At 31.0% G+C, this 21,825-nt stretch carries 24 protein-coding genes and 2 tRNA genes; 15 read left to right on the top strand and 11 right to left on the bottom strand.

From position 1 onward, the window contains the following. Positions 1-48: 48 nt before the first annotated feature. Both ACZ451_RS11925 and ACZ451_RS11920 read left to right on the top strand, forming a co-directional pair. Complete coding sequence (locus ACZ451_RS11925; RefSeq protein ID WP_464212695.1) at positions 49-462, top strand: nuclear transport factor 2 family protein; 414 nt, start codon at positions 49-51, stop codon at positions 460-462. Between the two features lie 36 nt (positions 463-498). After that, the gene (locus ACZ451_RS11920; RefSeq protein WP_464212693.1) at positions 499-1,284 is read left to right on the top strand and encodes a hypothetical protein; all 786 of its coding nucleotides are present in this window, start codon (positions 499-501) and stop codon (positions 1,282-1,284) included. Between the two features lie 528 nt (positions 1,285-1,812). Here ACZ451_RS11920 and ACZ451_RS11915 read toward each other — a convergent pair. Further along, positions 1,813-3,339 (bottom strand): polyamine aminopropyltransferase, encoded by a 1,527-nt coding sequence (locus ACZ451_RS11915; RefSeq protein WP_464212691.1) that lies wholly within the window; start codon positions 3,337-3,339, stop codon positions 1,813-1,815. Positions 3,340-3,389: 50 nt separating this feature from the next. Here ACZ451_RS11915 and ACZ451_RS11910 point away from each other — a divergent pair, with 50 nt between their 5' ends. Continuing rightward, positions 3,390-3,953 (top strand): hypothetical protein, encoded by a 564-nt coding sequence (locus ACZ451_RS11910; protein ID WP_464212689.1) that lies wholly within the window; start codon positions 3,390-3,392, stop codon positions 3,951-3,953. Then, the gene (locus tag ACZ451_RS11905; protein WP_464212687.1) at positions 3,916-5,091 is read left to right on the top strand and encodes a glutathionylspermidine synthase family protein; all 1,176 of its coding nucleotides are present in this window, start codon (positions 3,916-3,918) and stop codon (positions 5,089-5,091) included. The genes ACZ451_RS11910 and ACZ451_RS11905 overlap by 38 nt, the downstream gene beginning before the upstream one ends. On the opposite strand, the gene speD is transcribed toward ACZ451_RS11905, so the two are convergent. The 4 genes from speD to ACZ451_RS11885 form a co-directional block, all read right to left on the bottom strand. After that, positions 5,084-5,455 carry an adenosylmethionine decarboxylase gene (gene speD / locus ACZ451_RS11900; RefSeq protein WP_464212685.1) on the bottom strand — a complete coding sequence of 124 codons (372 nt, stop codon included), beginning with the start codon at positions 5,453-5,455 and terminating at the stop codon, positions 5,084-5,086. The genes ACZ451_RS11905 and speD overlap by 8 nt on opposite strands. A gap of 27 nt (positions 5,456-5,482) precedes the next feature. After that, positions 5,483-6,022, bottom strand: a complete 540-nt coding sequence (locus ACZ451_RS11895) for a hypothetical protein (protein WP_464212683.1) — start codon at positions 6,020-6,022, stop codon at positions 5,483-5,485. Positions 6,023-6,087: 65 nt separating this feature from the next. Next, the gene (locus ACZ451_RS11890) at positions 6,088-6,561 is read right to left on the bottom strand and encodes a hypothetical protein (RefSeq protein WP_464212681.1); all 474 of its coding nucleotides are present in this window, start codon (positions 6,559-6,561) and stop codon (positions 6,088-6,090) included. Continuing rightward, positions 6,558-7,457, bottom strand: coding sequence for a hypothetical protein (locus tag ACZ451_RS11885; RefSeq protein ID WP_464212679.1), 900 nt, complete (start codon positions 7,455-7,457; stop codon positions 6,558-6,560). The genes ACZ451_RS11890 and ACZ451_RS11885 overlap by 4 nt, the downstream gene beginning before the upstream one ends. A gap of 131 nt (positions 7,458-7,588) precedes the next feature. On the opposite strand from ACZ451_RS11885, the gene ACZ451_RS11880 reads away from it, so the two are divergent. Next, complete coding sequence (locus ACZ451_RS11880) at positions 7,589-8,437, top strand: DUF4349 domain-containing protein (RefSeq protein ID WP_464212677.1); 849 nt, start codon at positions 7,589-7,591, stop codon at positions 8,435-8,437. A gap of 163 nt (positions 8,438-8,600) precedes the next feature. On the opposite strand, the gene ACZ451_RS11875 is transcribed toward ACZ451_RS11880, so the two are convergent. Continuing rightward, the gene (locus tag ACZ451_RS11875) at positions 8,601-9,560 is read right to left on the bottom strand and encodes an FKBP-type peptidyl-prolyl cis-trans isomerase (RefSeq protein WP_464212675.1); all 960 of its coding nucleotides are present in this window, start codon (positions 9,558-9,560) and stop codon (positions 8,601-8,603) included. 82 nt (positions 9,561-9,642) lie between these two features. On the opposite strand from ACZ451_RS11875, the gene ACZ451_RS11870 reads away from it, so the two are divergent. Both ACZ451_RS11870 and ACZ451_RS11865 read left to right on the top strand, forming a co-directional pair. After that, on the top strand, positions 9,643-10,038 hold the full coding sequence (locus ACZ451_RS11870; protein WP_464212673.1) for an RNA-binding S4 domain-containing protein: 396 nt from the start codon (positions 9,643-9,645) through the stop codon (positions 10,036-10,038). Positions 10,039-10,110: 72 nt separating this feature from the next. Beyond that, positions 10,111-10,608 carry a phosphoribosyltransferase family protein gene (locus ACZ451_RS11865; RefSeq protein ID WP_464212671.1) on the top strand — a complete coding sequence of 166 codons (498 nt, stop codon included), beginning with the start codon at positions 10,111-10,113 and terminating at the stop codon, positions 10,606-10,608. Here the strand turns inward: ACZ451_RS11865 and ACZ451_RS11860 are convergent. Then, the gene (locus tag ACZ451_RS11860) at positions 10,600-11,115 is read right to left on the bottom strand and encodes a shikimate kinase (protein ID WP_464212669.1); all 516 of its coding nucleotides are present in this window, start codon (positions 11,113-11,115) and stop codon (positions 10,600-10,602) included. The genes ACZ451_RS11865 and ACZ451_RS11860 overlap by 9 nt on opposite strands. Positions 11,116-11,262: 147 nt before the next feature. Between ACZ451_RS11860 and ACZ451_RS11855 the strand changes: the two genes are divergently transcribed. The 8 genes from ACZ451_RS11855 to ACZ451_RS11820 all read left to right on the top strand — a co-directional run bounded on the left by ACZ451_RS11855 (position 11,263) and on the right by ACZ451_RS11820 (position 17,432). Next, positions 11,263-11,335, top strand: a tRNA-Lys gene (locus tag ACZ451_RS11855). A gap of 69 nt (positions 11,336-11,404) precedes the next feature. Next, a tRNA-Leu gene (locus tag ACZ451_RS11850) sits at positions 11,405-11,488 on the top strand. Between the two features lie 147 nt (positions 11,489-11,635). Then, entirely contained in the window at positions 11,636-12,535 is a 900-nt protein-coding gene (locus tag ACZ451_RS11845; RefSeq protein ID WP_464212667.1) for a MerR family transcriptional regulator, read from the top strand. 21 nt (positions 12,536-12,556) lie between these two features. Then, complete coding sequence (locus ACZ451_RS11840; protein WP_464212665.1) at positions 12,557-14,011, top strand: phytoene desaturase family protein; 1,455 nt, start codon at positions 12,557-12,559, stop codon at positions 14,009-14,011. 11 nt (positions 14,012-14,022) lie between these two features. Next, positions 14,023-14,862 (top strand): phytoene/squalene synthase family protein, encoded by an 840-nt coding sequence (locus ACZ451_RS11835; protein ID WP_464212663.1) that lies wholly within the window; start codon positions 14,023-14,025, stop codon positions 14,860-14,862. A 1-nt stretch (position 14,863) separates the two neighbouring features. Next, positions 14,864-15,313, top strand: a complete 450-nt coding sequence (locus ACZ451_RS11830; protein WP_464212661.1) for a sterol desaturase family protein — start codon at positions 14,864-14,866, stop codon at positions 15,311-15,313. Position 15,314: 1 nt separating this feature from the next. Next, positions 15,315-16,784 carry a 1-hydroxycarotenoid 3,4-desaturase CrtD gene (gene crtD, locus ACZ451_RS11825; RefSeq protein WP_464212659.1) on the top strand — a complete coding sequence of 490 codons (1,470 nt, stop codon included), beginning with the start codon at positions 15,315-15,317 and terminating at the stop codon, positions 16,782-16,784. Beyond that, positions 16,785-17,432: a carotenoid biosynthesis protein gene (locus ACZ451_RS11820; protein WP_464212657.1), complete on the top strand. Its 648-nt coding sequence runs from the start codon at positions 16,785-16,787 to the stop codon at positions 17,430-17,432. A gap of 12 nt (positions 17,433-17,444) precedes the next feature. Here the strand turns inward: ACZ451_RS11820 and ACZ451_RS11815 are convergent, their stop codons facing one another. The 4 genes from ACZ451_RS11815 to ACZ451_RS11800 all read right to left on the bottom strand — a co-directional run bounded on the left by ACZ451_RS11815 (position 17,445) and on the right by ACZ451_RS11800 (position 21,662). Beyond that, complete coding sequence (locus ACZ451_RS11815; protein WP_464212655.1) at positions 17,445-18,161, bottom strand: DUF3291 domain-containing protein; 717 nt, start codon at positions 18,159-18,161, stop codon at positions 17,445-17,447. Position 18,162: 1 nt separating this feature from the next. Then, positions 18,163-18,726, bottom strand: a complete 564-nt coding sequence (locus tag ACZ451_RS11810; protein ID WP_464212653.1) for a TlpA family protein disulfide reductase — start codon at positions 18,724-18,726, stop codon at positions 18,163-18,165. After that, a complete protein-coding gene (locus ACZ451_RS11805; RefSeq protein ID WP_464212651.1) occupies positions 18,723-19,286 on the bottom strand; it encodes a TlpA family protein disulfide reductase in 564 nt (187 codons plus the stop codon). Before ACZ451_RS11805 ends, ACZ451_RS11810 begins: the two co-directional genes overlap by 4 nt. Before the next feature lie 102 nt (positions 19,287-19,388). After that, on the bottom strand, positions 19,389-21,662 hold the full coding sequence (locus ACZ451_RS11800; protein WP_464212649.1) for an aconitate hydratase: 2,274 nt from the start codon (positions 21,660-21,662) through the stop codon (positions 19,389-19,391). Positions 21,663-21,825 lie beyond the last annotated feature (163 nt).

Raw genomic sequence — 21,825 nt, 5'->3', positions numbered from 1 at the left:
AATACATAATATACGAACGTTCTAATATTAACATAATTATAAATAAAAATGAAAGCAATTACAGAATTAACACAAGAAACAAAAGCAGATGAAGTTCAGAACTTCAATGAGTACAAAGAAGTGGAAAAAGCGCTACAAGTTTATATAGATAGTGCAAAAACAGGAGATGGAAAATTAAGCCGTACGGCATTCTATGACCATGCCCATATTGTCGGATCAATAGGAGGAACTCTTTATAACCATTCCGCTGATGAATTTGGAGAAGTGGTCAGCGAAGGAGGACCATCTCCAGAAGTACAAAGCCGCATAGCATGGATAGATATTTCTGGTCCTGCTGCAGCGGCAAAAGTAGAGTTCATTGATTGGTTAGGACTCAGGTTCACAGATTTCTTTGTACTCTACAGAGAGAACGGCATATGGAAACTCAGTGGCAAGGTGTATGATTCTCATTCACACAATTAATAAATCATAATCTTTTAAAAAATAAAATAATTTATCATGAAAAAAATAATTTTCAAAACCCTAACATTAATACTAATTACATTTGTAACTACAGCACAGGCACAAGAAGCAAAAAAATTGATTAATAAAGTGGTAGAAGCTAATGGTGGCAAGAAAGCCTTTTATAAATTAAAAGATGTATCCTATGATTATATATTTAAAGTTAAGGATAACAATTTAGCCGATGTTTCTGTAGAGCGGTATATTTTTAATGGCGAAGTATCCTTTGCTAAATATACCAAAAGACAAGTTTATGTTTTACCACAAATGCCTGGTAAAAAATATACACAGTTCTTTGATGGTAACAATTCAGTTTCTAAAATAGATGATAAAGTTATTACAGAGAAACAACCAGCATTTCTTGGTCATATCTTTAGAAAAACAAACTATTATTGGTTTACCATGATGTTTAAGTTATCGGATCCAGGTGTAAATCACAAAATGTTACCTTCTAGAAATGTAGATGGGACAAATTATAAGGTAGTTGAGATGAGCTTTGGGGATAATGTAGGTGAATCAAGTAAGGACAGGTATATTTTATACATCAATCCAAAAACGTATAGAGTAGATCAATTTCTATATAATGCTACTGGATTTGGTCTTACTGAACCAAATATAGTAAAAGTTAAATATGACAAAGTAGATGGAATTTATTTACCTACATATCGTAAATATGCACCTGCTGATTGGGAAGGAAATGTAATAGAAGAGTCTTGGACAGAACAATTTTCAAAGAATGTGAAATTTAATAATGGGTACAATTTAGAAAATATACAGATTTAATATAGTTCATTCAATGATATCATGACTTATTAATAAATTATAAGTCTTACTCAAGCTTAGCTTAGGATGAGTCAATTTATAACCTCTGCCAATTGGGAGATTTTAAATAGAGCATTTTACAATTAAAGCAAAATATATCCTTAGTTGAGTTTGAGTAAAAACTTATAATTATATGAAACTGTAAAATCAACACAAAATAGATCAATACTAAGAAATTATAATTTTAATGTAAACTAGCAATAACACTAAATATGCAAATTATAGGCAATAGAAGATAAAAAAGGAAATAATTATATTGAATACAAAAACCCCAGAAATTCTTTTTCTTTTATGTACAATACATAAGTTTATACTCATTCCCAATAGAAAAAGCAATATCATAATTGTAATAAATAAGTTATTTGTGATAAATAAATTAAGCCAAGTTGTATCAAAAAAATAGAGAAATAGGAAAAAAGGCAAGGTTGATAAAATTGTTACAAATATTGCCTTAGCTTTATTTTTCTTTTCCCTGTCTTTCATAATAAATCACTTCGTCCCAGACTGCAAATCTGTTTTCCACTTATTCCAATCATCCAAAAAGTAATTTAAAATAATAGGGCTATCCAAAGTATTTTTTTTGGTATCTGCTATGGTAATATCTTTTGGAAATTGAAAAGCCATTGCAAATTGCTGTTCCGTTAAAAATTTTAAATCTAATGGCAAACTCCTAGTAACAGCAGAATAATCAATTTTATTTTTACTCGCTAATATAAAACCCCAGTCTCCAAAAGAAGGAATATATGCATGGTATGGCTTACTATTTTCATATACATCGGAAATAGTGTTATTTATACAACTAAACACGGTATTAGAAAAATAAATCTCTCCAGACTGTGTTACAAACAATCCATTTTTTTTGAGCTTACTTTTTGTCAATAAAAAAAATTGTTTGCTATACAATCTTGCTATCGCTTCGTTAACAGGGTCTGGTAAATCTGCGATAATAATATCATACCTATTTGCGGTATTATGCAAAAATGTAAAGGCATCGTCTGCAATTAAATTTACCTTTTTATGAGTCGCTGCTCCTTCATTTATTGCTTTAAAGTACCTGTTATTTTTTGCTAAATGAAACATCGTACTATCAATATCTACAACATCTATACGTTCTACTGAAGTATGTTTTAACACCTCTCTACTGGCTAAATTTTCTCCACCACCCAATATTAAAACTGTTTTAGGGTTTTGATGTAATGTTAGTGGAACATGTACTAATGGCTCATGATATCGGTATTCATCAGCAGAAGAAAACTGAATAACTCTATTTAGGTATAAGCGTACATCTTCTCGTTTTTTTGTGACTACTATTTTCTGATATGGTGTCTGTGTATTAAGAACAATAGGGCTTTTATAAATAGCATCATCCCATGCTTTCAACAAATTTCCACCAGCAATAACAATTCCTATTAAAACAGTCATTGCTAAGATTCCTAAAATTAATGTCTTTTTAGATTTTTCTAAAAAGAAATGATTCAGGACTAAACCCAATATAATATTTAGTATTCCAAAAACAAGTGAGGAATAGAATAGTCCAACAAATGGTAATAATATAAACGGAAATAATAAAGTAGCTAATAAGCCTCCAATATAATCTAGTGATAATACATTAGAAAGGTTGTTTTTAAAATCTACTTCATTTGATGCAAAAGTTAGTAAAGGCACCTCCATACCAGTAAGTAAACCAATTATAAAAATAATCCCTAAACACAATAGTTGGAGTGCCATTGGGCTTACATTTACAAAGAGAAAAAATAATAATGGTACAGAAATACCACCAATTAGTCCTAAAAGGTATTCTATATGTACAAAAAAACGAAGTGGCTTATTCGTTAGGTATTTAGATAAAAAAGCACCGATACCCATAGAAAAAAGATAAATCCCAATAATAATAGAGAATTGACGCACGCCATCACCTAAAAAATATGTTGCTGTAGTACTAATTAAAAGTTCGTAAATAATAGAACATAGGCCAGCTATAAAAACGGCAAAAGATAAAAGAATTTTCTTTCTCATATAATTTATTTATGTTTGATATAGATTAGAACCAAAATAATGCACCAAAGATGAATAAAAAAACAATGACTGGCTTCGCTTTTTCCAGAAAATTGATGTTAGCTGCTACGGTTTCTGGAGCGATATTAACTTCTAGCTGTGGTGGAGATGGCAGTCCCAGAATTAAAGATGCTCAAGATAAAACAATCTATGAAGCAACTAAAGGTACTATTACTGAAGTAGAAGAAATAGAACCAGGTGATGAATATAAGATTATTGATGAGCGGATTATTGATGAGAAAGAGAATTCTATTGCAATAGTACACAACTTAGAGGGTACGATAGATACGCTTTCTTTAGCCAAAATAGATAAAGGTTCTCAAGAAGACGGCTACAGAAATAGATCTGGTTTACGTTCTATACTATATTATTCATTAGCAGCATCTTATTTTAATAGAAACTTAGGGAATGTTTCTCCAAATTCTAGTTCTTATAAAAATGCAGCTGCATATAACAAGTCTACTGGTCTTAAAAACGATTTAAAAAGTTCTGCTACTTCAAGAAGAGTAAAAGTACCAGGAGCATCATCTAAAGGTTATGGGTCGGGAAAATCGTTTAGATCGTTTGGAGGATAGTCGTTTTAAGGAAATTAAACGATTAAAAAAGAAAGACGTTCCACACCAATTACATTGGTATTTAAAACAAGATTATTTTTCAGAAGAACTTCTGGGTGTTCATCGGTTTGAAAATGAAAGTTTTCAACGCATTTGTAAAGAAGCTTTTTCTATTGTAGAAAAGGCCACACAGAAAATTTTAGACGAAAATAAATTAGGAGAATTTGGTATTCCAAAATTCTTTGAAGAATGTATCTATCACAGTTGGGCTACTAAAACAAAACACCCTTTCTTATATGGTAGGTTTGATATTAATGGAGGCTTAAAAACCAACAATCCCAAAATTATTGAGTTTAATGCAGATACTTGCAGTACACTCCCAGAAACACTGCTATGGCAATCGCTACAACATAAAGAGTTAAAATCTGGAACAACCGATTTTAATACCTTATCTGTAGACATTGGTAATACACTATCACAACTAAAAAGTACTATAAATCATTCAGATCCTTTTATTTTAGGTTCTTCTTTTGGTTATAAAGAAGATGTGCTAAATGTAAATTGTGTTTTAGATATTGCGTATGAAAAAGGTTATAAGGCCTTTTACACCCATTTAGAAGATGTTATTTTTTCTCATGAAAATGGTATTATGTATGAGATAAATGGCGAATACCAAATAGCAGATATTTGGTTTAAAATGATTCCTTGGGATTGGATGTTTACAGAAGAGACGGAACTTGCCAAAGATCTTAGCATAATTATTACTAAAGATTTATGTACTGTTTTAAACCCTGCTTATACAGCTTTGTGGCAGAACAAGAAATTTATGGCATACATCACGAGCAATTTTAGTAATTCTGTTTTTGCAGAAACCTCATTAGAAAAACCAAGATTTCCAGAATATGTTATAAAACCCTGTTATGGAAGGTTAGGAGAAAACATTACTATTAAAAGCGCAAAAACTAGTTCTTCTAAAGGAGATTATGCCAATCAAGATGTAGTGTATCAAAAATATTACAAATTGCCTCAAGATCTAGAAAATTACTACTATCAAGTAGGCATGTTCTACACACAAAAACCTTCGGCATTAAATTTAAGAGCTCAGAAAAGTACTATTATTACTGATGATTGTGAGTTTATGTCGCACTTTATTATTTAGGTAATAAAGCATCTTTGGCCATTTTTAAACTTCCTCGTTCTAATACATTTGCTTTTATATTGTCGGAGGATAACATCTTCTTTAAAATATTTGTAACGATGGTAACATCAAAAGGTTTACAAGAAAATACATCTACGGCAGCATATTGGTGTTCGGGCCATGTATGCACACTTATATGGCTTTCTGCTAACAAAATAAAACCCGTAACACCTACAGGATCAAACTGTTTAAAAGCTTCGTTAAGTTCTTCTAAATTTAAGGTTTTGGTAACCTCATGAAGCGTTTTTTTGATGTGCGGAATATAAGAAAGTGCATCAGCATCAGCATTATAAACATCCCAAGTAGCGTGCATTCCTATATACAAAATATACTAATTTTAAAGATATAATTATTATTCTTGATTATAGCTTTCACTAACCATATCTATAAATTCTTGAGGACTGAGTAGTTTTTTAAGAATGGTATAACTAGAATATGAATCTACTTCTACAGACTGCGGTAATACTTCTCTAGGGCCATAATCCCAAGTAATTGGGTTTATAACATCTTTAACAACCGCATAATTTCCTGGAAAACGAAAGCCCATATAATCTACCGAGTCTTTTTTATTATTTACTAATTGACTAAGGCTATACGAAGATTCACTTCCATAATATTCTTCCATCTCTAAATACTCACTTAAAGTTGGGTTAACCATGTACACAGGTTGTGTAAAGTTAAATTTTATCACACTGTCATTCTCCAAAGTAACCTGGTGTTCTCCTTTTCCCATTTCTACCCAAACTACTTCTCTGCCAGGTATTTCTACTTCTAAGGTATCTATTTTTACGGTTACAGGAAATTCAGTTGGATTGTCTATAGCTAAATCAACACCACTACTGCATGATACTATTAATAGTACTACAGCGAAAAAAGAAACTATTCTGATCATTGGATTTTTAGTTTGATAAGTAACAAATAAAAAGAAAAAATATGAAATTCTCTGCTTTTATTCGCTTAAAAATGCAAAAAAGTAATTTTAGTGGCTGTTTTTTCACTTCCTTCTATTGTAATGATCTTTGTATTTATATAAGCATTGATAGAATCTCTATATGTTTTTCCTTCCACCATAAAATCATAATACAATTTCATTTTTTGAATAGCATCTGAAATGGTATCCGTTTTTGCTATTCTAATATTTTCTATTGCATCGTATTCAATTACTCTGTCTATTGCGCTCTTATCTTTTAGTATTGATTTTAACTGATTCGTGATATCCTGTTTAAACTCTGGATGTGCTTTTTTTAATTGTGTTAACTCAAAGTACTCTTTTAGTTTTTGAGAAACGAATTGTTCTTTGGAGAAAACTACTGCTTTCTCTGGTAAGGCCTCAATTTCCATTACATTAGATTCTGATTCTACCTTGTATTTTTCTGAATTAGCACAAGAAAACAATAGTAAAACCAGCAATACTGTTATTATTTTTTTCATCGTAAAGCAAATTTTAGTTTTACAATCTTTCCATCTTCAAATTCTTTATCTAAAATTTTAATTCGTTTTAAGCTACTTGTCGGGATCGTTAGCATTCTAACAAAATCTTCTTTAGAAAATAATTCTATTCCAATATTTCCATCATATAACTGATAAATTATAGCGTCATCTGCAATAAGTTTTTTTAGGTTTTTTTTATGTTTTTCCCAATCTTTCACATTTCCACTAGTATAATAATGTAGCATTAATGCATAATCATCAGCATCTAATTTTACAATACTATTACCATTATACGCAATATTCCTTACTATAGTGTCCGTTTTATAATATGGCGATTGGACTATTAAAGTTATTCGTTTTTCAATAGTTTTAAAGGAAAAACAACCTAAACTATCTGTTTTAAAATATAAAGGAGATTCGGTATCATGAACTACTTTTATATCTAATTCAGAATTTACAATTGAACTACCATCTATTGCATTCTTAAAACAAAAATGAAAGTCGTTTTTTGTATTTAAAATAAAATATAGCGCACTAATAATAAGGACTCCTACTATACTTAAAAGTAAAAGTATTTTAGGCTTTTTCTTGTTTGGTTTTTCTGCCGCTATTGGGTGGTTTGTTTTAAAGGCATTCCAATTTTTATATCCAATATACTTACTTAACATATTAAGCATATCAATTCTAGGTAATTTAGAACTATTGTTCTTAAAATAGGTATAAAACCATTTTTCACTAACTTTTGCTTTTACTTTCTGAAATAAATCTTCTTGAAACAAACTAATATCCTCTCCTTTCCAATCTTCTATTGGTATCGTAATACTCTTTTCTTTTAAAAAAGTAGCTTGTATCTCTTTTTTTAAGAGTTTAAAATGATATTTATTTTCCGAAGTCAACTAATTTAATGTTCTGATTTTTAATGATTTAATTTTTAAAAAACAATTTACAATTGATTTACAAGCATTTTACAACTAGATTTTAGCTCAGCATTTTATGTTTGATTCTTAATCATTAAAAATAAAACATTATGAAAGTAAAATCAGTAAAAAATACATTTAAAATAATAGCATTAAACATAATGCTATTTTATTTTATTTCTTGTAATCAATCTTCTCCATATAAAGATAATGTAGTTATGGAATCTGTTGCTATTAGCGAAGTATATGAAGCAGTGGAAGAGCGGCCTAGTACAAGTAGTACAATACCTCAAAATTTAAAAATAATAAAATCAGCTAATGTTAAATACAAAGTAAAAAGTGTAAAAATAGCTACAAATCAAATTAAAAAAATTGCTCATCAAAATAAAGCATATATCTCAGATTTACGTTTTCAAAATAACTTATATCAAATACAAAATAGATTTACTGTTAAAGTTCCTCAAAAAGCATTTGATATGATGTTAGATTCTCTTGGAAACGTTGCAGAATTTATAGAATACGAAAATATAACTACGGAAGATATTTCTGAAGAATACATAGACTTAAATACAAGATTAAAAACAAAAGAAGCAGTAAAAAAACGTTACGAAGCTATTCTACGTAAAAACGCAAAAACTGTAGAGGAGATTCTTGCCACAGAAGATAAATTACGAATTATCCAAGAAGAGATAGAGCGCGCTAAAGGTAGACTTAATTATCTCACTAATAAAGTTGCCTACAGCACTATTCAAATAGATTTATATGAAGAGGTAAGGTATAAAGAAGAACCTAAAGCATATCATAAAGCCTTTTGGGAAAAGGCTAAAGATGGATTTTCTTTTAGTTGGAAATTTCTGGAAAGCATTGTTCTTAGTATATTCTATATTTGGCCTATACTCATCATTGCCTTAGTTATATTCTTTTATATTAGAAAGCAATTAAAGAAGAAGAAAGCTTAGCATTAACTAAGAAAAGCAATCTGTTCTTTTATTTCAGATTGCTTTTTTAAATTATTTAATATTTTAGTACTAAAACTATTTTAAACTCAAAAAGTTTAGAATAGTTTTACAGTGCTACTACTAGCTGTAAGTATCACGTACACGTATCATAAGGAAATTTTAACTAATCTACATCCGGATCTAAATAATCTGGTATTCCATCATTATTAGCATCTGGATACGGTAACATGATATTCCCTTCTGCATCAGATATTTCATCTCGTGTAGGCGTACCATCTCCATCATCATCAGGATCTGCAAAGTTTGGGAAAATGGTAGGCAGATTACTTAGTAGTTGCTGCTCCTCCTCTTCTTCTGAATTGGTATTATCATTAGTAACTATTCCATCTTCATTTAAATCTTCCAAAATAGAAGGGATACCATCGTTATCAAAATCGGTATTTTCAACGAATAAAGCAGCATCAATTTTAAATACTAAAGGACTATATAAAGGAATACCAGTTCTAGACTGGTTGTAAAAACCTAATCCAGAAGGCATAATAATTAAGCCTATGGCAGTATTATCAATCGATACCGTTCCATCTGGATTTGGATCTATATCTCCATTAATATTAAAACTGGCAACACCTTCGTAAAACCCTCTAATATTATCTGGCAAATGATTCCAGTTGTACTGGGTTTGTGGTTGAAATATATCTCCGTTTAATAGTACACCTTGAAAGCGAACAAAAACAGAATCAGCAACAGTAGGTTGCTTTTCCCCTATACTTTCTTTTGCAACCAAATAATACAATTTATGAGAAACTACACCTTCTTCTTCTGTACCAAACTGTTCCATAGATACATCTAGCGTTTTCATTTGGACTTGATCTGCCAAAGGTGTTTTATCAGCGTTTTCACCAGTTATACTGTCAATTACAATTCTAAAGTCAAAATCTACTGGAGGATTTTGGAATTCTTCATAATTATAAAAATGGGTATTCAAATACGCCTCAAGTTCAGCTTCATTTTCTACCAATACTTCAGCTAATTCTCTAGGAGGAGGAATTGTAAAGTCATCATCATCATTATTACAAGACCAAAAACTTATTACCACTAGTAACAGAATATATATTCTTTTCATTTTATTGCTTTAATTTTAGCAACGCAAGATACAATTTTCCACTATTTTTGCAGAAGAGATTAAGAAAGAATTACAATAGTTTATGCGCATAGACAAATACCTTTGGTGTACTCGTTATTTTAAAACTCGAAATATGGGGACAGAAGCCTGTAAAAAAGGGCATGTTAAATTAAATGATGCCGTAGCAAAACCAGCCAGAGATGTTTTACCTATGGATAAAATTATGGTCCGAAAAAACCAAATAAACTATGAACTCACAGTATTAGATATTCCTAAAAGCAGGGTTGGTGCTAAACTTGTAGACATTTACAGAAAAGATACTACACCAAAAACAGCTTTTGAAACTAATGAAATGCTTCAATACTCTAAAGATTATTATAGAAAAAAAGGAATGGGAAGACCCACTAAAAAAGATAGAAGAGATATTGATGGTTATATAGACGATTCTTTTGAGTTTATTGATGAAAATGAAATTTGACTTTTTAAATAATCACATTTCAGATCTCCATTAAACGGTTTTTTTATCTTTGTTCTTACAAATAAGTAACTTATGCAAAATAAAATACTGACCCATCAACAAATTCAGCATAAAATAAGTCGTATTGCTTATCAAATTTATGAGGCTAACGTTGATGAAAAAGAAATTATAATTGCTGGTATAGAAGGCGGCGGTTTAAATTTTGCAAAAAAAATTCAAAAAGTACTTCAAAAAATTACTACAGCAGAAATAGTACTATGCAAAGTTAGTATCGATAAAAAAAATCCTTTATCTAGTGTCATTAAAACCTCGCTCTCAAAAGACAGTTACACCAACAAATCCGTAGTTTTAGTTGATGATGTTTTAAATTCTGGAACAACCTTAATTTATGGTGTTTATCATTTTTTACAGGTTCCCTTAAAGCAATTAAAAACCGCCGTTCTTGTGAATAGAAATCACAAAAAATACCCTGTTAAAGCTGATTATAAAGGTATTTCACTTTCTACCTCTTTACAAGAAAAAGTTGAAGTTACTCTAAAAACAAATGGAGATGCCGTTTACCTAGTCTAGTAAACGGATGATTTCTTTGCTGATAGTATCTGGAGTTTTTGCATCGCAAGAGATGATATGATTAGCTTGTAAATAAAAATTATTTCGTTCAAAAATATGTTTCCCTATAAACTCAGGTAAATCTTCATTAGCTATACTTTTTAAAAGGGGTCTTTGTGCTTTCTCTTTAGAAAGTCGTTCCACCAAGCCCATAATAGATACTTTTAAATAAAACACATGTGGTGTTTCTCTGAGCATGGTATCCATATTTCCACTATAACACGGTGTACCTCCTCCTGTTGAGAGTACAAAAGATTCTTCTTTAGACAAAAGTTCCTGTAAATACTGATATTCCTTTTTTCTAAAAAAAATTTCTCCTTTTTTTTCAAAAACAGCAGGTATGGTCATGTCCAATTGTTTTTCTATATAGTCATCTAAATCTATAAGCGTACTATTTAATTCTGCTGCTATTAATTTACCAATGGTACTTTTACCACTCCCCATATACCCTACCAACACTACTTTCATATTAAATATTTTGTGCAAAATTGAAGTAAATTAAATTGATTTCAAAAAAAATAAAAAAAAATAAAAAAAGCCCTTGTTAAATAAATTATTGCCATTATATTTGCACCCGCTAAGAAGGAAGTTATTTAGCAAAAATTGTATATAAATGACCTGGTAGCTCAGTTGGTAGAGCATCTCCCTTTTAAGGAGAGGGTCCTGGGTTCGAGCCCCAGCCCGGTCACAAAAAGTTAAGTCTTGTACTTAACTTTTTTTATTTAAAATAGTCTTTTAAATACTATAATAAAATTATGCCCACGTGGCGGAATTGGTAGACGCGCTACCTTGAGGGGGTAGTATTCTTATGGATGTGCTGGTTCGACTCCAGTCGTGGGCACAAAGCTTCAACACTTGTTGAAGCTTTTTTATTTTATAAATCCTTGAAAGTTAATACGTAACCCCTTTTTTTTATAAAATTTAATGTTAAACTTTGAGGCTTAAACAAATTTAATGTTTAAATTTGTTTAACTTTTTTATAAAAAACATGAACAACGTAAAAAAATCTTTTAGCATTCGTGATTTAGAAAATTTATCTGGCATCAAGGCTCATACCATAAGAATATGGGAAAAAAGATATGATTTACTATCACCAGAACGTACTAATACAAATATTAGAACATATAGTTTAAGTAGTCTTCAAAAACTATTAAACATAACTTTGTTATACAATAATGGTTATAAAATATCAAAAATATCAAAAATACCTGAGTCTGATATTCCACTTATTGTAAAAGAAATCGTTGCCAAAAACAGTGTTAAAAATCATGTTATTAATGCTTTTAAGTTGGCCATGATTAATTTTGATCAGACGCTATTTTTTAATACGTACAATTCTCTTTTTGTAGATAAATCTTTTAGAGAGATTTTTAATGAAGTTTTTATACCGTTACTTAATGAATTAGGACTTTTATGGCAGACGAATACCATAAGTCCTTCTCATGAGCATTTTATTACAAATCTGATCAAACAAAAAATAATAATTAATACCGAAAAACTTCAAAGTGCTGAACCCACAAGAAAAGATAAAGTATTCGTATTATTCTTGCCAGAAAACGAAATTCATGAAATTGGATTATTATATCTGAACTACGAAATTATCTTAAGAGGTTACAAAACTATTTACCTAGGGCAAACAACTCCTTTAGAAGGTTTAAAAGATTTAACGAAGTATTACGATAATCTATATTTCTTATCTAATCTTACCATACAACCCACAAAAGATAAAATCGAAAAATACATTTCTGATTTTAATTCTAAACTTGGTGAAAGTGGACAATATAAGTTATGGATGGTAGGACACCAGACTAAATACATTTCTAATAATATTCCTTACAATATGAAAATATTTAATTCTATGGAAAGACTAATTATGGAATTGAATTAAATAAGATTATTGTAGGCTTGTATGAGTAAAAAAATTATAGTTATTGGGTCTGGCTTCTCTTCGCTTTCTGCAGCCTGCCACCTTGCAAAAAGTGGGCATACTGTTACAGTTTTTGAGAAAAATAGTACTATTGGGGGAAGAGCTAGGCAATTACAAAAAGATGGATTTACATTTGATATCGGCCCAAGTTGGTACTGGATGCCAGATATTTTTGATAAATTCTTTTCTGAATTTGGAAAAAAAACTTCAGATTACTATCAATTAGATAAACTAAGTCCTGCTTACAAAATTTTTTTTTCGGATGATATCATCACTATTGGTGATTCTATGGACAAAATCTGCAAAGAGTTTGAACGTATTGAAAAAGGAAGTGCTGTACACTTAAGGAAATTTATAAAAAAAGCACAAGACAATTATAATATTGCCATAAACAAAGTGGTTTTAAGGCCTGGATTATCCCCCTTAGAATTAGTAACCCCTGAGACTGCTGTTAGGGTTGGTCAATTTTTTTCTACTATAAGCACACAGGTCCGAAAGAAATTTAAGAATCCAAAATTAATTTCTACGCTAGAATTTCCTGTTCTTTTTTTAGGTGCAAAACCGAATAAAACACCCTCTTTCTACAATTTTATGAATTTTGCTGATTTTGGTTTAGGCACCTGGCATCCTAAAGGTGGTATGTATCAAATAATAAAGGCAATGCAAAGTCTGGCAGAGGAATTAGGTGTAAGAATACATACAGACAGTCCTGTAGAAAAAATTAGAGTAGCAAATAAAAAAGCCGTAGGCATATTATGTAAAGGCAAAGAATTTAATGCAGATATTATTTTAAGTGGTGCAGATTACCACCATTCAGAAACCTTATTAGATAGTGAATACAGACAGTATTCTGAAAACTATTGGGATGGTAAAACTTTTGCCCCTTCCTCACTATTATTCTATGTAGGCTTAAATAAAAAATTAGAAAATTTAGAACATCATAATTTGTTTTTTGATACTGATTTTGAATTACATGCTAAAGAAATATATGATACTCCTAAATGGCCTAAAAATCCATTATTTTATTTAAACGTACCCTCAAAAACGGATCCTAGTATGGCTCCAGAAAATAATGAGGCATGCTTTTTCTTAGTTCCCATAGCTCCAAATTTAGAAGATACAGAAGAATTAAGAGAACATTATTTTAAGCTGATTGTTAAAAGATTAGAGGAACGTACTGGAGAAGATGTTAAAAATAATATTATATTTAAGGAATCCTTTTGTGTAAAGGATTTTAAAGAACAATATAACTCATACAAAGGAAATGCCTATGGCTTGGCTAATACTTTAAGTCAGACTGCATTTCTAAGGCCTAATTTAAAAAGTAAAAAAGTAAAAAATCTTTTTTTTACAGGTCAGCTTACTGTTCCTGGTCCTGGAGTTCCTCCTGCTATAATTTCAGGAAAACTTGTATCAGAATTAATTATGAAAAACTAAAACACGAAAAGATGAAAAGTATTTTTGACAAAGTTTCGTTTTCCTGTAGTAAAATAGTTACTGAATCCTACAGTACCTCATTTGCGCTTGCAACAAAAATGTTAGATGCTTCTATAAGAAGTGATATTTATAACATTTACGGTTTTGTTCGTTTTGCAGATGAAATTGTAGATACATTTCATGAGTACGAAAAAGAATATCTTTTTAATAAATTTGAGGATGATCTTAAAGATGCTCTTGAGCATAAAATAAGTTTAAATCCTATCCTAAATGCTTTTCAAAAAACATATCATTTATACAAAATACCTTATGACTTGGTAGATTCTTTTATGAAAAGCATGCGAATGGATTTACATAAAAATATATACCATACAGATGCAGAGTATAAAGAATATATTTATGGTTCTGCCGATGTAGTGGGTTTAATGTGTTTAAAAGTTTTTGTAAAAGGAGATACTGAGCAATATGAAAGTTTAAAGAAATCTGCAATGGCATTAGGCTCTGCTTTTCAGAAAGTGAACTTCTTAAGAGATTTAAAAGCTGATTTTGAAGTTTTAGAGCGAACTTATTTTCCCGGAACAAATTTAAGAGAACTAGATGCCGCCTCTAAAAAAAGAATAGTAGATGAGATAAAAGCAGATTTTGCTTTAGGATATTCTGGTATTGAAAAATTACCGAACGAAGCTAAATTTGGTGTTTATACTGCTTATAAATACTATTATAAGTTATTGAGTAAATTACAAAACACTCCTCCATTAGAAATTAAAAACACAAGAATTAGAGTTCCTAATTATCAAAAATTTGGTCTGCTCGCAAAATCGTATGTAAATTATAAATTGCATTTAGTTTAAAATGAACGTTTTTATTTGGATTGCTATATTCTTAAGCACATTTGTATTTATGGAATTTATGGCTTGGTTTAGTCACAAATATATTATGCATGGTTTTCTGTGGAGTTTACATAAAGATCATCACCATAAAGATCACGATTCTTGGTTTGAACGAAACGATGCTTTTTTTATTATCTATGCCATTGTAAGTATGGGTTTAATTATGATCGGCGCCAATACTGATTTTTGGTATGGCTGGCCTTTAGGTTTTGGTATTATGGCCTATGGAGCTGCTTACTTTTTAGTACACGATATTTTTATTCACCAACGGTTTAAACTCTTCAGAAATGCAAACAATTGGTATGCAAAAGGAGTAAGAAGAGCCCACAAAATGCACCATAAACATTTAGGTAAAGAACACGGAGAATGTTTTGGGATGTTATTTGTCCCTTTTAAATATTTTAAAAAATAACATGGCAAAAGCCATTGTTATCGGCGCAGGTATTGGTGGAATAGCAAGCGCATTACGTCTTCAAAAAAAAGGATATCAAGTAACGGTATTAGAAGCTAATTCATATGCTGGTGGAAAAATGCATGCTATTAACTTAAATGGTTATCGGTTTGATTTAGGCCCCTCTTTATTTACGATGCCACACTTGGTAGAAGAACTATTTCAGCTTTATAAAATAAACCCAAAAGAACACTTTAATTTCTATAGAAAAGATAACATTTGTAATTATTTCTGGGAAGATGGCACCACTTTTTCTGCAAAACAGAATTCAGAAGACTTTATTAAAAATGCAGCTGAAACTTTTAAAGAAGACAAAAATACCATTTCTGATTACCTCAAAAGAAATCAAGAAAAATATGAGCTTACTGCTGAATTATTTTTAGAAAATTCTTTACATAAAGCAAACACATACTTTTCAAAAAATACTACAAAAGCAATTCTACAAATAGCAAAATTAGACACAAATACTAGTTTAGATGAGCTACATCAAAAGATATTTAAAAACCCTAAATTAATACAGCTTTTTAATAGGTATGCCACGTATAATGGTTCATCACCTTATAAAACTCCTGGTATTATGTCTATGATCCCACATTTAGAAATGCATTATGGCACATTTTACCCTAAAGGAGGAATGCATCAGATTAGCCAGAGTTTATATCAATTAGCTGTACAACAAGGCGTTATTTTTAAATTTAATGAACATGTAAAAGAAATTTGTGTTAAGCACAAAAGGGCAACAGGTGTAATTTCAACAGAAAAAAGTTACCAAGCTGACCTTATCGTATCTAATATGGATGTTTATCCTACCTACAAAATGCTCTTAAAAGACCAAATACATCCCAATAAAACATTGGCTCAAGAACGCTCAAGTTCCGCTTTAATTTTCTATTGGGGTATTTCTAAAGACTTCCCAGAATTAGACTTACATAATATTCTTTTTACTGCCTCTTATACTGATGAATTTAAAGCAATTTTTGAAGATAAAACCCTATATAATGATCCTACCATTTATATAAATATCACTAGCAAAGAAGATAAAAATGATGCACCCAAAGGGCATGAAAACTGGTTTGTAATGATAAATGCCCCAGGTAATTATGGACAAGATTGGGAAAAATTAAAACACGAAGTTCGTCTACATATCATAAAAAAAATTAATCAGGTTCTAAATGTAGACATCGAAAAGCACATCACAACAGAATATATTCTTGACCCTGTAGGCATTGAAAATAATACTAGCTCGTACAGAGGAGCATTGTATGGTGCTGCGAGTAACACTAAATTTGCTGCTTTTTTAAGACATCCTAATTTTAGTCGTAAAATTAAAAACTTATATTTTTGCGGAGGCTCCGTACATCCTGGTGGTGGAATCCCTTTGTGTTTATTATCTGCAAAAATAGTAGCTGATCTTGTCCCAAAAGTGAAATAAATGATGAAGGCACTCAAAAATATTTCTAAAGCCAATATTTCTATCATTATTGTATGGCTATTCCATGTTTCTGCTATTATAGGTGTTACTATTGGCTATCAAGATTGGTTTATTACCAAAACGCCTTTAAATCTATCATTAAGTTTACTTTTATTCCTTTGGGCTTTCCCTATAAATTCTATCAAGAAATATACTGCTTTTAGTATTTTTTTTATAGGTGGTATGTTTGCAGAATGGCTTGGTGTAAACTACGGCATACTGTTTGGCTCCTATAGATATGGCGCAAATTTTGGGCTAAAATTAGATGGTGTTCCCTTTTTAATTGGCGCCTATTGGGCTTTACTTACTTTTATTACAGCAACAATTGTAGGCCATTTTTTTACCAAAGCTTGGACCAAAATAGTTATTAGTGCTTTTTTAATGCTTTTCTTAGACTTTTTTATGGAGCACAGTGCTCCTATTTTCGATTTTTGGACTTTTATTGGAAACATAGCTCCATTGGAAAATTATATTACTTGGTTTGTTATTGCACTTCTATTTCAAACCATATTACATTTCTTTAAAATAAAAGGGGATAAAGTGTTCTCATTCCACTATTACTGCGCACAATTGGTATTTTTTATATATTTCTACTTTACGCTGCACTGATCATATGATAAACTAAAGAGTATCATTAGTTTTTAACTGTAAAAAATCTTTCCCTTTCCATTTCCCTATTGTTTTATAAGGTTGAAATCTAGAAAAAAGCTCTTCTTTATACCAATCTAATTTTCGGGTTTTAACAATAGCATGCTGGTGTTGATGACTTTTATAAGCATAATCCATTAAAGACTCTTCATTTTTCCAAATACTAAAAGTTGCCATTTGCATTAAGGGTACTTCCCCAACTCCCTTAGCAAACAATAAACCATCATTGTTTTGTAAAGATTCTTGTGAAGTAGGAACATATTTCCAAAACTTGCGTAACATGCTCAATTTAATAGTTGCTCTTGTTATAACAGCTATAAAAGGAATATCATTATCTAAATGATTACTCATTTTAAAAGGATTTTGACCAGACCACACCCCTTTTGCCTTTATGCTTTTCATGTATACAACATACTGGTCCGTACTATATAATTTGTATTTTTTGTATAAAGAGGATTCTTTAAAAAATGTGTTTGCAAATTTCTCCTGATCCCAAACTTGCAATAATGCATATACAGACCAATCCGGTGCTGGATTAAAACCCTCTTTTCCACTACCCATTAATTTATAAAATTGAAGCCCTGGTATTTTTAAAAGTGATTTATGAGCAAATTGCATCATCATAAAAGCCCATAATTTACTTTTAAAAGAAGTATACCTAAAAAAAGTAAGTGTGGTGACTTGAGGCATTTTATTCTGCTAATAAAGTATCTAAAAGGGCTCTTGTTGAATCACTATTCCAATTGGCTGCTCCAGTCTTATTTACTACAATTTGTCCTTTTTTATCAATGATATAGGTGGTAGGTATACTTTTAGAGTTCAATGCTTTGGGCGTTTTAGTATTTTCATAATATACTGGAAAAGTATAGTTGTGTTTTTTAAGAAAGGCACTTACTTTTTCCTTATCATCATGTGCTACAAATAAAATAGTAAGCTTATCGCCATAATCTTTATATAATTCCTGTAGACTTGGCATTTCAGCAACACAAGGCGGACACCATGTAGCCCAAAAGTTAATCAATACAACTTCTCCTTTCTGAGTTTCAAAATTTAAAACTTCTTGATTAGAATCTATCAATTTCCAATGATAATCTAATAGTACTTCTCTATCTTCTTTGTCTATTTCTGAAGGGCTAAAAACAGCTAAAGCTTTATTTAACAATACACTTACATGAAATTGTAAAGGTGTAAAAAGAAAAAGTCCAATAACGATAATAAAAATTAAATTACTTATTCTCCCTCTTGTTAATTTCATTTTTCTAAAATTAGCTTATCTAGCAATTTATAGATTTTCTGATTGTCCCAATCTGCTATACCTGTTCTTTTTATAACGATATTGCCTTGTGCATCAATTAAATAAGAAGTGGGCGCTTTTATATCTGTTAGTGGCATTTTCTCCCCTATAAATAAATAAGTTACAGGAAATGTATACCCATTCTTTTCCATAAATGTGATAACAGGTTCTCGCTCTTCATTAGTAATAATATAAAAATCTATTTTTCCTTTATATAAGTCGTATAAATTTTGAATACTTTGCAACTCTGCTTCACATGGTAACACCCAAGAAGCCCAAAAATTGATAAAGACGACATTACCTTCTGATTTTTCGAAATTAAAAATATTCCAATTTTCATCTTTTAATTTCCAATCATAATCAAGAATTTTATTCCGATTTGCTTCATCGGTAACAGACGGGCTGAAAGAAAATATTTTGTTTAATAAAACTTTACTATAATCACCTAAAGGGGTCACAAAAAAAGAAATGATAAACGCAAAAAGTAATAGGTTTAAAATAGTTTTCTTATTAATTTTCATTCGATAACGAGGTTTTCTCAAAACTAAAAAACTCCTGATAATAATCAGGAGTTTTTGCTATAAATTAATTTTTAAATGCCAAAAAAAAGACTTTTGTAAGTTTTAAGCTGCATTTTCCTTTTTAATTACATTTAAAGCAGAACCTTCTCTATACCATTCTATTTGTGATTGGTTATAGGTATGGTTTACTTTAATGGTATCTTTACTTCCATCTGCATGAACAATTTCTACTGTTAACGGTTTTCCTGGAGTAAAATCTGCGATATCTACAAAGTTAAATGTATCATCTTCTTGTATTAAATCATAATCAGATTCATTAGCAAAAGTTAAGCCCAGCATTCCTTGCTTTTTTAGGTTTGTTTCGTGTATACGCGCAAACGATTTTACAATTACGGCAGCAACCCCTAAATGACGTGGCTCCATAGCGGCATGCTCGCGAGAAGATCCTTCACCATAGTTATGATCACCTACCACAATGGTTCTAATACCAGCAGCTTTATATTGACGCTGTGTATCTGGCACTCCACCATATTCATTTGTTAATTGATTTTTAACAAAATTTGTTTTTTTATTATATGCATTTACTGCACCTATTAAACAGTTATTAGAAATATTATCTAAATGTCCTCTATACCTCAGCCAAGGCCCAGCCATAGAAATATGATCTGTGGTACATTTACCAAAGGCTTTAATTAGCAATTTAGCACCTTTTAATTCTTCGTCTTTAATAGGAACAAAAGGTTCTAATAACTCTAAACGTTCAGATGTTGGACTTACCTTTATTTGTACACCTGATCCGTCTTCATCTGGAGCTAAGAAACCAGCATCTTCTACTTCAAAACCTTTAGGTGGCAATTCCCAACCAGTTGGCTCATCAAATTTAACCTCTTCCCCATTATCATTAAGTAAGGTATCTGTAATAGGATTAAAATCTAATCTACCTGATATTGCTATAGCTGCTGTAATTTCAGGAGAAGCTACAAAAGCGTGTGTATTTGGGTTACCATCTGCTCTTTTAGCAAAGTTTCTATTAAAAGAATGTACTATACTATTTTTTGGTGCATTTTTAGGATCAGAATATCTAGCCCATTGCCCGATGCAAGGTCCACATGCATTGGTAAATATTTTAGCATCTAAGTTTTCAAAAACTTGTAGTATACCATCTCTTTCTGCTGTAAAACGCACTTGTTCAGAACCTGGATTAATTCCTAATTCTGCTTTCATTTTTATTCCTTTATCTACTGCTTGCTGTGCTATTGAAGCTGCGCGAGATAAATCTTCATAAGAAGAGTTTGTACAAGATCCTATTAGGCCCCACTCTACTACAGTTGGCCAATCATTAGCTTTAGCTTTTGCAGTCATATCTGTACCTACAGCTGTAGATAAGTCTGGAGTAAAAGGTCCGTTTAATAGTGGTGTTAATTCAGACAAGTTAATTTCAATCACTTGATCAAAATATTGCTCTGGATTTGCATATACTTCTGGATCTGCTGTTAAATATTCTTTTACTTTATTAGCAGCATCAGCAACATCAGCTCTATCTGTAGCTCTTAAATAACGCTCCATAGCTTCGTCATAACCGAATGTAGAAGTAGTAGCTCCTATTTCTGCTCCCATATTACAGATGGTTCCTTTTCCTGTACACGATAAGGAAGTAGCACCATCTCCAAAATATTCAACAATAGCTCCAGTTCCTCCTTTTGCAGTTAAAATTTCTGCAACACGCAGAATAACATCTTTTGGTGCAGTCCAACCAGAAATTGTTCCTGTTAATTTTACACCTATAAGTTTTGGAAATTTAAGTTCCCAAGCCATTCCTGCCATTACATCTACAGCATCTGCCCCACCTACTCCAATAGCAACCATTCCTAATCCACCCGCATTTACGGTATGTGAATCTGTTCCTATCATCATTCCGCCAGGAAATGCATAATTTTCTAAAACAACTTGGTGAATAATACCAGCTCCCGGTTTCCAAAAACCAATACCGTATTTATTAGATACTGATTCTAAAAAATCAAATACCTCAGCACTTGTAGCACTTGCAGATTTTAAATCTACAGCTGCTCCACTTTTAGCTTGGATTAAATGGTCACAATGCACTGTTGTTGGCACTGCTACTTTTGGCTTACCAGCTTGCATAAATTGTAATAATGCCATTTGTGCCGTTGCATCTTGACAAGCAATACGATCTGGTGCAAAATCTACATAATCTTTACCTCTATTAAATGCCTTACTAGGGTTACCTTCCCAAAGGTGAGAATACAAAATTTTCTCTGATAGTGTAAGTGGTTTTCCAACAATCTTACGTGCTGTATCTACACGTTCGGACATATTGGCGTACACCTTATGAATCATATCTATATCAAATGCCATTATATTGAATGTTTAAGTTAATGCAATCCTGTAAAATTAGTAAAATCTATAGTGTTACTAAAATTTTTTGTTTAATGATTTATGATTTTTAATGCTTAGTTCTCTTCTTTGTATCTACTTTGCAGACATATTAGAAAAATACTGTTAAAAACGCTTCATAAAA

It is taken from the genome of Allocellulophaga tsushimaensis, assembly GCF_055383085.1.
This window is presented reverse-complemented; position numbering and strand designations above follow the sequence as displayed.